This window comes from Halopolyspora algeriensis (assembly GCF_003337235.1).
GTDB classification, from domain to species: domain Bacteria; phylum Actinomycetota; class Actinomycetes; order Mycobacteriales; family Pseudonocardiaceae; genus Haloactinomyces; species Haloactinomyces algeriensis.
On sequence record NZ_QPJC01000016.1, the window covers coordinates 1 to 12,377 of the forward strand.

The 12,377-nt window shown below is 68.8% G+C and carries 9 protein-coding genes; 4 read left to right on the plus strand and 5 right to left on the minus strand.

The annotated features are described in order from the left end of the window. The first annotated feature begins 111 nt into the window (after positions 1–111). Both polA and DFQ14_RS19260 read left to right on the plus strand, forming a co-directional pair. Positions 112–2,802, plus strand: coding sequence for a DNA polymerase I (gene polA, locus DFQ14_RS19255; RefSeq protein ID WP_114454741.1), 2,691 nt, complete (start codon positions 112–114; stop codon positions 2,800–2,802). Positions 2,803–2,966: 164 nt separating this feature from the next. Then, the gene (locus DFQ14_RS19260; RefSeq protein ID WP_114454742.1) at positions 2,967–3,371 is read left to right on the plus strand and encodes a VOC family protein; all 405 of its coding nucleotides are present in this window, start codon (positions 2,967–2,969) and stop codon (positions 3,369–3,371) included. Positions 3,372–3,531: 160 nt separating this feature from the next. Here DFQ14_RS19260 and DFQ14_RS19265 read toward each other — a convergent pair whose 3' ends face one another. From DFQ14_RS19265 to DFQ14_RS19280, 4 genes are all read right to left on the minus strand, one after another. Then, the gene (locus DFQ14_RS19265; protein ID WP_114454743.1) at positions 3,532–5,595 is read right to left on the minus strand and encodes a YhgE/Pip domain-containing protein; all 2,064 of its coding nucleotides are present in this window, start codon (positions 5,593–5,595) and stop codon (positions 3,532–3,534) included. Next, positions 5,592–6,335, minus strand: coding sequence for a hypothetical protein (locus tag DFQ14_RS19270; RefSeq protein WP_114454744.1), 744 nt, complete (start codon positions 6,333–6,335; stop codon positions 5,592–5,594). Before DFQ14_RS19270 ends, DFQ14_RS19265 begins: the two co-directional genes overlap by 4 nt. A gap of 46 nt (positions 6,336–6,381) precedes the next feature. Continuing rightward, the gene (locus tag DFQ14_RS19275; protein WP_114454809.1) at positions 6,382–7,344 is read right to left on the minus strand and encodes a GNAT family N-acetyltransferase; all 963 of its coding nucleotides are present in this window, start codon (positions 7,342–7,344) and stop codon (positions 6,382–6,384) included. A gap of 229 nt (positions 7,345–7,573) precedes the next feature. Beyond that, entirely contained in the window at positions 7,574–8,437 is an 864-nt protein-coding gene (locus tag DFQ14_RS19280; protein ID WP_114454810.1) for a class I SAM-dependent methyltransferase, read from the minus strand. A gap of 444 nt (positions 8,438–8,881) precedes the next feature. Between DFQ14_RS19280 and rpsA the strand changes: the two genes are divergently transcribed. Together rpsA and coaE are read left to right on the plus strand one after the other, a co-directional pair. Next, positions 8,882–10,393: a 30S ribosomal protein S1 gene (rpsA, locus tag DFQ14_RS19285; protein ID WP_114454745.1), complete on the plus strand. Its 1,512-nt coding sequence runs from the start codon at positions 8,882–8,884 to the stop codon at positions 10,391–10,393. 156 nt (positions 10,394–10,549) lie between these two features. Further along, positions 10,550–11,758 carry a dephospho-CoA kinase gene (gene coaE, locus DFQ14_RS19290; protein ID WP_114454811.1) on the plus strand — a complete coding sequence of 403 codons (1,209 nt, stop codon included), beginning with the start codon at positions 10,550–10,552 and terminating at the stop codon, positions 11,756–11,758. Here coaE and DFQ14_RS19295 read toward each other — a convergent pair whose 3' ends face one another. After that, a complete protein-coding gene (locus tag DFQ14_RS19295) occupies positions 11,759–12,256 on the minus strand; it encodes a ribonuclease FAU-1 family protein (RefSeq protein ID WP_246195554.1) in 498 nt (165 codons plus the stop codon). Positions 12,257–12,377: the final 121 nt, after the last annotated feature.

A 12,377-nucleotide genomic window follows, 5' to 3' on the forward strand; every position in this document is an offset into this window, starting at 1 on the left:
GCCGGCATCTGGCACAACTGGGCCACCGACACACCCCGCAAACGATCACTAATCGCCTACGACCACTAACACCAGCTTCACGGAATCATTCATCTAGACTCGCATGCCGTGATGGCATCCGAACACCGACGCCTGCTGCTGATCGACGGCCACTCGATGGCCTACCGCGCCTTCTACGCCTTGCCCAAGGAGAACTTCCAGACCGGTACGGGCCAGCACACCAACGCGGTGTACGGGTTCACCTCGATGCTGATCAACCTGCTCCGCGACGAGCAGCCGAGCCACCTCGCCGTGGCTTTCGACGTGTCCCGCACGACCTTCCGTTCGGAGACGTTCGCCGACTACAAGGCCAACCGCAGCGCCACCCCCGACGAGTTCCGCGGCCAGGTCAGCCTCATTCAGGACATCCTCGGCGCGCTGAACATCCCGGCGTTGAGCAAGGACAACTACGAGGCCGACGACGTGATCGCCACCCTCACCACCCAGGCCACGGCCGAGGGCATTCCGGTGTCGATCTGTACCGGTGACCGGGACGCGCTGCAGCTGGTGACCGATCAGGTGACGGTGCTCTACCCGAGCAAGGGAGTCTCGGAGATGACCCGGTTCACCCCGCAGGCGGTCCAGGACAAGTACGGTCTCAGCCCCGCGCAGTACCCGGACTTCGCGGCGCTGCGCGGAGACCCGTCGGACAACCTGCCCAACATCGAAGGCGTCGGGGAGAAGACCGTCACCAAGTGGATCCAGCAGTTCGGCTCGCTGGCCGAGCTCGTCGACCGCGCCGACGAGGTCAAGGGCAAGGCCGGCGACAAACTGCGTGCCCACATCGCGCAGGTGCTGCGCAACCGCGAGCTCACCGAACTGGTCAGCGACGTGCCACTGGAGGTCACTCCCGACCGGCTGGTGCTGCAGCAGTGGGACCGTGACGCCGTGCACCGGGTGTTCGACGACCTGGAGTTCCGCGTGCTGCGGGAACGGTTGTTCGCCACGCTGTCCACCGCCGAGCCCGAAGCCGACGACGGGTTCGACATCTCCGGCGGGCTCATGGAGCCGGACACGCTGGCCGCGTGGCTGGACACGCACGCCCGGGACGGTGGTCGTGTCGGATTGTCCTTCACCGGAAGCTGGGCACAGGGCCGCGGGGATCTGACGGGACTCGCGCTGGTCAACGCTTCCGGCGTAGGCGCTTTCGCCGACGTCACCGCGCTCACGGAAGCCGATGAGCAGGCGCTGGCGGAATGGCTTGCCGATGCTTCGGTGCCCAAGGCCGCGCACGACGCGAAAGGCCCGTTGCACGCGGTCCGGGACCGGGGATGGTCGCTGGCGGGGTTGACCAGCGACACGGCGCTGGCGGCCTACATCGTGCGTCCCGGACAGCGGTCCTTCGACCTTCCCGACCTGGTGGTGCGCTACCTGCAGCGGGAGCTGCGCGCCGAGCAGGGCACCGGCAGCGGTCAGCTCTCGCTGTTGGAGGACGAGAACCAGGCCAAGGCCGATGCCGCCAGGGCCGAACTCGTCCGTGCCCGCGCGGTGGGTGAGCTCGCCGATGTGCTCGACGCGGAATTGGCAGGCATCGACAGCAAGCAGCTGCTGACCGAACTGGAACTGCCGTTGCAGGGCGTGCTGGGCACGCTGGAGGAAGCCGGAATCGCCGTCGACGCCGACCGGTTGGCCGAACTCGGCACGCATTTCACCGCTCGGGTCGACCAGGCCGCCCAGGACGCCTACTCGGTGATCGGCAGGGAGATCAACCTCGGCTCGCCCAAGCAGCTGCAGGGAGTGCTGTTCGACGAGCTGGGCATGCCCAAGACCAAACGCACCAAGACCGGCTACACCACCGACGCCGAGGCACTGCAGGGCCTGTACGGCAAGACCGAGCACCCGTTCCTGCGGCACCTGCTGGAACACCGGGACGCCACCAAGCTCAAAACCACCGTGGAGGGGCTGGTCAAGGCCGTCGCACCGGACGGCCGGATCCACACCACGCTGAACCAGACGATCACCTCGACCGGGCGACTGTCCTCCACGGAACCGAACCTGCAGAACATCCCGATCCGCACCGAGGAAGGGCGCCGGATCCGCGAGGTGTTCGTGGTCGGCGACGGCTACGCGAGCCTGATGACCGCCGACTACAGCCAGATCGAGATGCGGATCATGGCCCACCTTTCCGGCGACGAAGGCTTGATCGAGGCGTTCCGGACCGGTGAGGACCTGCACAACTACGTCGCCTCGCAAGCATTCGGCGTGCCGATCGACGCGGTCGACCAGGAACTGCGGCGCAGGGTCAAGGCGATGTCCTACGGCCTGGCCTACGGCCTGTCGGCGTTCGGTCTCTCCCAGCAGCTCAACATCTCGGCCGACGAGGCCAGGGAGCAGATGGACGCCTACTTCGCGCGTTTCGGCCGGGTGCGCGACTACCTGAACGAGATCGTGGAACGGGCGCGCAAGGACGGGTACACCTCGACGATCCTGGGCAGGCGCCGCTACTTGCCGGACCTCATCAGCGACAACCGGCAGCGCCGCGAGATGGCCGAGCGGATGGCTCTCAACGCGCCGATCCAGGGCAGCGCGGCCGACATCATCAAGGTCGCGATGCTCGGTGTGCACCGCGCGTTGGCCGAGGCCGGCCTGCGTTCCCGGATGCTGCTGCAGGTGCACGACGAGTTGATCATCGAAGTGGCCGAGGGCGAAAGCGACGAAGTCGAGCGACTGGTGCGCAGGCACATGGCCTCGGCCCACGAGCTGGAGGTCCCCCTCGAGGTCTCGGTGGGAATGGGCGTGTCCTGGGACACCGCTGCACACTGACCGGAGGACAGGAGCCGAACGCGGGCCACCGGCCGGTCGGATGAATCGTTGCGGATAGAGTCCCCTTCCCGGGCTTGCGTCATGAGAGGTCACCAAGACGATTCGAACGCGGAGGGTCGGCGCCTGTGCACAGCCCGCAGGCGCCGCCGTTCCTGAGGAGGGTCATGATCAGCATCGACAGAGTGGACCACCTGGTCCTCACGGTGACCGATGTCGATCGGGCAGTGGACTTCTACGAGCGCATTCTCGGGATGGAAGCGGTCACCTTCCCCGGTGACCGGCGTGCCGTTCGCCTCGGGCACCAGACGATCAAGCTGCACGCGGCCAGCGAGCTGGTGGAACCGACGGCGACGCATCCGGTGCCGGGCGCGGCGAACCTGTGCCTGGTGACGAACAATGCGATCAGCGAGGTTCAGGAACACCTGCGTGCCAACGATGTGCGGATCGAGGAGGGGCCGGTGAGCCGTACCGGCACCGACGGGTCGATCACGTCGCTGTATCTGCAGGACCCGGACGGGAACCTGATCGAGCTCGCCCGCTACGACGAGCCTGCCGAGGGCACCGGCTGAAAACGGTGCGGGTTGCGTGCGTGGGTGAAAGCGGCTGCATGCCGCTTGTCCCCACGACCGCACACAGCCGGCCGCCGATCCCATCCGCGCGGTCATCAAGCCCGAGCTGCCGGCGGTGCGGGACGGGTGGCTGTCGAAGCCACCCACCTCCCGCGAACGCCTACAGCGTGAGTTCGGGCTTGAGGCGCGCGGCAGTCCAGAATCGCTGCCGGAATGCCGCGACCGTGCTCAGTAGCAGGCCCGCGGCGAGATAGCACAGCAGCACTCCGGCCGAACCGATCGCGTTGCCGATCTCGCCCCCGTAGAGCAGGTGACGCAGCCCGTCGACGACATAGCTCAGGGGCAGCACCTGGTGCAGCGGATGCAGCGGTTCGGGAATCGTCTGCCACGGAAACGTCCCGCCCGCGGTGACCAGTTGCAGCACCAGGAACACCAGCGCGATGAACTTGCCCCGCGGCCCGAACGCGGCGTTGAGCGAGTGGACCACGGCGGTGAACGCCAGCGACGTGAGCACGAGGAACCCGAGCGTCCACCACGGGGAGGCCGGTCGGACGCCCACACCGAACACCACCGTCGCGTAGAGCAGCACGGCCTGCACCGTGCCGACTCCGGCGGCGGGGAACCACCCGCCGAGAGCGGTGCGCCACGGTGCGATCCCGGCGGCCAGCGCGCGATGGGACAGCGGGCGCATCAGCAAGAACAGGACGAAGCCGCCGATCCACAGTGCCAGGCCGAGAAAGTACGGGGCCAGGCCTTCCCCGTAGGTGCGCGCGCTGACCTGGGCGTGCTCGTCGACCGCGACCGGGTTGCCGATGGTCCGGGCGGTGGCGGCGCTCGTCTGCTCGTCGGGATGGGGAATGTCCCGGGCGCCGCGGTCGAGCTCGGTTGCCAGCGTCCGGGATCCGTCGGCGAGCTGTTTCGAGCCGCCGGCGAGTTCGTCGGTTCCCGCCGCCAGTCGTTCGGCACCGTCGGCCAGCTCTTCGGTGCCCCGGAGTGCTTGCTGCTGGGCACGGTGGAGGTGGTTCGCCCCGCTTGCGAGGTCGTCCGCCCCCTTGGCCGCCCGACCGGAGCCTTCGGTGAGCCGGGCGATCGCATCGGTCATCGCCGGAGTGGCATCGGCGAGTGTGCGCGCTCCCTCGGCCACCCGGCGCGCGCCGTCGGCCAGAGCGCGTTGCTGTTCCAGAGGTGTCCGCACCGCGTCGTCGGCCTTCTCGAGCGGTGCGTAGGTGCGTTCGAGGCTTTCCAGGGCCGCGTCGACGACGTCGTCGCCGACTCCCAGCCGGCGAAGCCGGTCTGCGAGGCGAGCCGTTGCCTCGTCGCGGTGGTCGGTGATCCGCGCAGAGACCTTCCCGAGGAGTTCGGCGTACCGGGCTTGGCGCTCGACACCGTCGGCGACGCGCTGCGCTCCCTCGGCCAGCGCCGCCGCCCGCTCGGGAAGCGATGCGGTTTCCCGCCGCAGCTTGCGCAACCCGTCGTGCACCTGCGCGGTACCGTCGGCGAGTCGCTCGGCGCCGTCGCGCAGCCGGCCGGCGCCCTCGAGCAGGGCGTGCTGGCCATCGAGGATCCGTTGCGCACCGGTGGAGAGCCGGTCGGCTCCCCGCTCGGCACGGCCGGCGCCGTCGCGCAGCTCGCGGGCCCCGTCGGCGAGTTTTCCGGCGCCCTCGGCCGCCTCGACGGTCTTGCCGTGCACGGTGGTGAACCCGAGCAGGAGCTGCTCGGCGGCCTGCGTCCCGGCATCCTCGGCGATGGCCTCGCGGACCTCGGATACCACCCTGCCTGCGATCGTGCCGACGAGGTAGTTGTTGGCGTCGTTGGTCACCAGCTGCAGACGTGCCCGGCGTGGCTCGAAATCGGCCGGGGAGAGCAGTGCCTCCGAGAACTGCTCGGGCACGATCATCGCGAAGGTGTAGCGCCCTTCGGAGACTCCCCGGGTGGCTTCCTGCCGCTCGACCTCGTGCCAGGTGAACGCACCGGACTGCTCGAGCCGCTCGCGGATCTCTCGTCCGGCATCGAGCCGGCTGCCGTCCTCGCGCGTGGCACCTCGGTCCTCGACGACGAGGGCGGCGGGAACCGAGTCCAGTTTCTCGTGGGGATTCCAGTTCGCGTAGATGTACAGGGCTCCGTAGAGCAACGGCACCAGGGTCACGCCGAGCAGGGCGAGCTTGGGAAGGCGCCCGGAGGTGAGGCGGCGCAGTTCGGTGCGGGCAAGGCGGAACGTGGTCATCGCGCGTCCTCGGTGCGTTGCCGGCCGGATGGGGACGTAGTGCCTGTGCGGCCGGGCGTCCTGGGGTCTGCTGTGGGCATTGCCGTGTCCGGCCGGTGTTCGTCGATGTGGTGTTCGCCGATGTGGTTTTTCCGCCCGAGGCGGGCAGGGGTGACGGACAGCGTGCCGACCGAGTGCGGTGCGCACAGCACGACGACGGCGTAACCGCGGCGGGCCTCCTGCTGCGCGGGCAGGCACCAGTCGAGCGGGTCTCCGCCGTGGCGGTCCGGAGAGTCCAGGACCAGTGCCCGGATGCCACTTCTGTGGCGAGCCAGCTTGATCAGCAAGGAGGTCCGGGTTGCCGTGGGCAGGTTCTCGAACCGCTGGGTCGCGTGGCCGTCGAGACGGTGCTCGGACAGCCACTCGCGTACCGCACGGCGGCCGGAACGGTGACCTGCGAGGCTCAGTTCCTCGGCGACCACGTGGTGAATCGGCACCGACGGCTCCGGTTCGGTGATCTGCGGTGCGTCCACGACCGCGACCGTGTCGCGGAGTGTGGCGGTTCCGGTGGTGCCGTCGAGGCGCACGGTGCCCCGCCGGGGGCGCATGCGACCGGACAGCACCAGGGCCAGGGCCGTGCGCCCGGACTCCGCGCGGCCGGTCACGAAAAGAAGCCGGCCGGATTCCACGCGCAGTGAGGTGGGCTCCAGCAGGGGGCCGTGCGGCCCGGTCACCTCGACGCCGTCAGCGACGATTTCCACGTCCTCGTCTCGCCTCTCCTCGTACGGCCGGCGCCGGCCGCACGAGTCAGCGCAGGGCAGTGGCCGGTCGCACCTCCCATATCGTCCACAGTGGTCGGTACCCCTGCCGGGGCCAGAACACCGAGGACAGCGGGTTGGCCGGGTTGTAATACAGGTAACTGCCGACGACACCGGCGGAAGCGAACTCATTGTGCACCAGTGCCATCAGCTGTTGCCCGACACCGGTGCCGCGTTCCTGCTCACGCACCGACACGCAATTGACGTAGGCCCACTTGCCGCCGGTGAGCCCGGGTCCACTGTGGTTCGCTCCACTGTCGACCCAGCCGCACTCGGCGAGTGCGATCGGTACCCCGTCGCGCTCGGCCAACCACACCGGGACGGCGCCCTCCCGGTCGTCCGCCGGGCGTCCGGCCGAGCGCAGGCGCAGGTGTACGGCATTGCGCTTGAGGCGTGCGGCGTCGGGGCGCAGCACCGAGCCACCGACGAGGGCGGCGTACTCGAGCTCGGCGAGCGCGAGCTCGAGCACGGTATCCACATCGGACGGACCGGCGCGACGCATTTTTACGGTACCACCCGGTTCCGCATCTGTGATGGGGGTCGGTGCCCGCACCGCCAGGCAGGCCAGTGGTGTGAATCCGTGGTCCAGCAGTGCCCGGCTGGCCTGCACGTCCCGGCTCGGCCAGGTGACCGTGCAGGCGGAGTCCGTGTCGGAGACGTCCCGATGTGCGAGCTGCGTGCGCCATGCGTTCAGCAGTGCGTCCATACCGTCGCGTGGACGGTTGCCGACCAGGGGGAACAGCTCGTGGGTCTCCGCGGCGGACCACAGACGTTGCACAGAACCCGGCGGATGACTGCTGCTCACCGTCAACCCGGCCACGGTCTCGCCGCCCGGCAGCGCCGCCATCAGGGGCTCACCGTGCCGGGGAAGCAGGTAGGAGTTCGGCAGCGCGCTGTCCAGGGCGGGAAATCGCACCCGCTGGATCTCCATCAGTTCCTGTGCGAGGGACACGAAAAGTAACTCCCCGAAAGTCGCCGCCTGCTCGGATCCGTCCCGGAGTGAATCCCGCACCCGGGCTCGGCCCGAGCGGATGACCCTCTCCGCATCCCAGTTTGCGGTATTGCCCGGCGGACGGTCGCGCGACGGGCGCAGGGCCGCCCGGTGTGGCCGTGCACCGCCCGCCGGGCCCTCGCGGGAGGACCGAAGCCGCCGGGGCGGCACGAGCGAGCGCCCTCCTGCGTCAGGTTCCCGCCGGGGCCTGCTGATCGAGCAGGCAGCGGAAGATGGCGGTGCCGGGAAACAGCGCACCCCGCAGCGGGCTCCACTGGCCCCACACCTGGGTGTGCCCCTCGGGCCATTCCGGTTCGACGAGGTCGACCAGCCGCATTCCTGCGGTCGTGATCTGGCGGACGTAGTCGCCGAGGGTGCGGTGGTGCTCGACGTAGGTTGCTCTGTCCGCGCCGTCGACCTCCACGTAGGGCGTGCGATCGAAGTAGGACTGCGTCACGGTGAGCCCGTCCGGCCCGGGATCGTCGGGAAACATCCATCGCATCGGGTGAGTGACGGCGAACACCCAGCTCCCGCCCGGCCGCAGCACACGGGCGACCTCACGCATCACCGCGCCGGAATCGGCGACGAAGGGCACACCACCGAAAGCCGAGCAGACGAGATCGAAGGAGTCGTCGGCGAACGGGAGGAGATCCGCACTGGCCTGAACCAGCGGTACCTCGACTCCGCTGCGTTCGGAGTCGGCGGCCGCATGCCGCAGCATCCCGCCCGAGATGTCCAGTGCCACGGCCCGGGCGCCCTGCTCGACCAGCCAGCGCGAACACGAGGCCGCACCGCAGCCCACTTCGAGCACCCGCTTGCCGTGCACCGCACCGAGCAGCCCCGCCTCCTCCTCGCGGAGGCCCTCGGGGCACCACACGAAATCGTCGCGGCCGAGGAACGGCCCGTGCTCGGCCTGGTAGTCGTCGGCGTCGGCGTCCCACCACAGCCGGCTCGCCGTGCGGGACTCGGCCGCACCGGCGGCGCGTTTGGTCGCCCCGGCCGTACCGAGGACCCGTTCCGCCGTGCTGAGGTCCGAACCATCGGGATCCGGCATGGTGCCGGCTCCCTGCTGCGTCTGCGGCGACGTGTCGCCGCTGGGTGCGGGGTGAGCGTTCACCGTGTCCCTCCGGTGGCGTAGAGGCGGCGTCCGGTTGTGGCACGAGCCTGCACCCGGTACGTTCGCAACGGCTGCTCCTCGACTCGATTTGCCCGTCGATTTGCCCGGCGATCGAGAAAACGCGTACGATACCGTCCGCGCCGTGGGTCTTTCATCGTCCCGGTATCTTGCCTGGATTCCCACCTTCGGGGTTTTCCCACCCCCCGGTCGGGTATCCGGAAGGGATGCGAGCGGGGCCAACCAGCAGCTCGCCGGTTTTCCGTCGGCTCGGCGACGGGTGGTCCCGAGCGGCTGGGTACCCCCCGGGGTTCGGGAGATCCCAGGGTGCGCTCACAATGTAGAAACGACAACCGACCTATCCGTACCGGAGCAACCCACCTGATGTCCACCGACACCACCACCGTCCCGACTGCAGCCGCCACCAAGCCGCAGGTCGCAGTGAACGACGTCGGGACGGAGGAGGACTTCCTCGCCGCCGTCGACCAGACCATCAAGTACTTCAATGATGGCGATATCGTTGAAGGCACCATCGTCAAGGTCGACAAGGACGAGGTGCTGCTCGACATCGGCTACAAGACCGAGGGAGTCATTCCTTCGCGTGAGCTGTCGATCAAGCACGATGTCGACCCCGCCGAGGTCGTGGCCGTCGGCGACTTCATCGAGGCGCTTGTCCTGCAGAAGGAGGACAAGGAAGGCCGTCTGATCCTGTCCAAGAAGCGTGCGCAGTACGAGCGCGCCTGGGGCACCATCGAGGAGCTCAAGGAGAAGGACGAGCCGGTGCGCGGCACCGTGATCGAGGTCGTCAAGGGCGGTCTCATCCTGGACATCGGGTTGCGAGGCTTCCTGCCCGCCTCTCTGGTCGAGATGCGCCGGGTGCGCGACCTGCAGCCCTACGTCGGCCGCGAGCTCGAAGCCAAGATCATCGAACTGGACAAGAACCGCAACAACGTGGTGCTGTCCCGCCGCGCCTGGCTGGAGCAGACCCAGTCCGCGGTCCGCAGCGAGTTCCTCAACCAGCTGCAGAAGGGCCAGGTCCGCAAGGGTGTCGTGTCCTCCATCGTCAACTTCGGCGCTTTCGTCGACCTGGGCGGAGTCGACGGTCTGGTCCACGTCTCGGAGCTGTCCTGGAAGCACATCGATCACCCGAGCGAGGTCGTCGAGGTCGGCCAGGAGGTCACCGTCGAGGTGCTCGACGTGGACATGGACCGTGAGCGTGTCTCCCTGTCGCTGAAGGCGACCCAGGAGGACCCCTGGCGCCAGTTCGCCCGCACCCACGCGATCGGTCAGATCGTGCCGGGCAAGGTCACCAAGCTGGTGCCGTTCGGTGCGTTCGTCCGTGTCGACGAGGGCATCGAGGGCCTGGTGCACATTTCCGAGCTGGCCGAGCGGCACGTGGACATCCCGGAGCAGGTTGCCCAGGTCGGCGACGACGCCATGGTCAAGGTCATCGACATCGACCTGGAGCGCCGCCGTATCTCGCTGTCGCTGAAGCAGGCCAACGAGGGCTTCACCCCGGATTCGGAGTTCGACCCGACGCAGTACGGCATGGCTGCCGAGTACGACGATCAGGGCAACTACATCTACCCCGAGGGCTTCGACCCGGATATCGGCGAGTGGAAGGAAGGCTACGAGGCGCAGCGCGACGAGTGGGAGCGCCAGTACGCCGCTGCCATGTCTCGCTACGAGCAGCACATGAAGCAGGTCGCCAAGGCTGCCGAGGCCGACGCGGAAGCCGCTGCGCAGGGCGGCGAGGAGCAGCCGCAGGGCGGCAACTACTCCTCGGAGGGCCAGCCCGCCGAGCAGCAGCAGCAGCAGGAGGAGGAGCAGGGCGGCTCCATGGCCAGTGACGCCCAGCTCGCGGCGCTGCGGGAGAAGCTCTCCGGCGGCGCGTGATCCACACGGCAGCTTCCTCCGGTGGCTGACAAGGGCCCCGCTCCTCGCGTCGAGGAGCGGGGCCCTTGCCGTATGGATTTCGTGTACCGGTCCACGGTCCGCGCAGCCGGAGAGCGGGCGTTTCCGCGCGTGCCCGCGACTGGCAGGATGGCGCGGGTGTTGCGGATAGGACTCAGTGGTGGCATCGGATCCGGGAAGTCCACGGTCGCGAGGCGGCTGGTCGAGCACGGTGCGGTGCTCGTCGACGCGGACGTGATCGCTCGTGAGGTCGTGGCGCCGGGTACGGAGGGACTCGCCGAGCTCGTCGACTGCTTCGGCCGGGAAATCCTGGATGCCGAGGGAGCACTGGACCGGTCGGCCATGGCGCGGCGGGTGTTCGCCGACGACGAGGCGCGTGCCGAACTCAACGGGATCGTGCATCCGAAGGTGGGCGCGCGGACCGCGCAGTTGATGGCCGAGGCCCCTGAGGACGCGATCGTCGTGCACGACATCCCGCTGCTGGTCGAGGCGGGTTACGCGGCCGAGTACCACCTGACCGTGATCGTCGACGCCCCGGTCGAGGACCGGGTGCGCCGCCTGGTCGAGCGCGGTTTGGAGGAGTCCGACGCGCGCGCACGGATCCGCGCGCAGGCCGACGAGCAGCAGCGCCGGGACGCTGCGGATGTGTGGCTCGACAACGGCGGACAGGTCGACGACGTGCTGGCCGAGGTCGACCGGCTGTGGACCGAGCGCCTGGTGCCGTTCGAGTCGAATGTGCGGTGGGGGCAGCGCGCCCCGAAACAGGCGCCGGAGCTCGTCGAGCACGACCCGGAGTGGCCCCGCCAGGCGCGGCGCCTGTGCGCCCGGATCGAGAAGGCCGCAGGTGATCTGGCGCTGCGCACCGACCACATCGGCTCGACCTCCGTGCCGGAACTCGCGGCCAAGGATGTCGTCGATGTTCAAGTGACCGTGCGTTCCCCGGGCGACGCCGACGCGCTCGCCGGACCGCTGGGCGCGGCCGGATTTCCCGTGATTCCGGAGATCCGCGGCGACAACCCGCACAGCGTGGAGCCCGATCCGGCGCAGTGGCACAAGCGTGTGCACGCCTCCGCGGACCCGGGACGCCGTGCCAACGTCCACCTGCGCGTGGCGGGTTCAGCCGGGTGGCGGTATGCGTTGCTGTTCCGTGACTGGCTGCGTGACGACGCGCAGGCGAGGGCGGAGTACGAGACGCTCAAGCGCGAGGTGGCCGGCCGGTTCGCCACCGATCCCGACACCGATCGCTATGCCGATGCCAAGGAACCGTGGTTTACCGAGGCATTCCTGAGGGCGGAAGAGTGGGCGCGGCAGACAGGCTGGACTCCGCCGGAGCTTCCGGAACGGTGATTACCACTGCTCGGCCACTCCACGATGTGCCAACCACTGGTTGAGGTCGTGGTGCAGCCGGAGCTCGTCGAGCGTGCGCAGCACGGTGTGCAGTGCATAGTCGGCCTCGCTGAGACGGATGGTCCCGTCGGAGACGGCGTCGGCGAAGTCCTCGGAGCGGATCACGCGTGTGGCGCCCTGTTCCGGAATCTCCAATCCGAGCAGCAGATCGGTGGTGGTCCACGACCGGGTGTCCCACTCGATGCGAGCCGCGGTCACCAGGCTGGAACCCCGGCGAGCGTGGCGACTGCGCGGCCGGTACTGCGTCAGGCGCAGTCCGAGTTCGGGCAACAGCCACGTGATCTCCCCGGCATGGGCCGGGTCGTCCGGCGTCGGACACTCCAGGGACAAGCCCCAGCGTTGCAGGCGGCAGGCCTCCAGTTGCTGGGTGATCCCGGAGGGCAGGTACCTCTGCGCGTTCACGACATCAACAACATCAACCGGCCGGGAAGCGATCATCGTGCTCACCCCCGTGAGCATATCTCCCGGAAGGCTGAATGTGATCAACATTATTATTTCGTTGTGTAACATTTCGAGCCGGTTCGATGCGCGGTTACCTGCTCGACGGGGTGTCACCCGT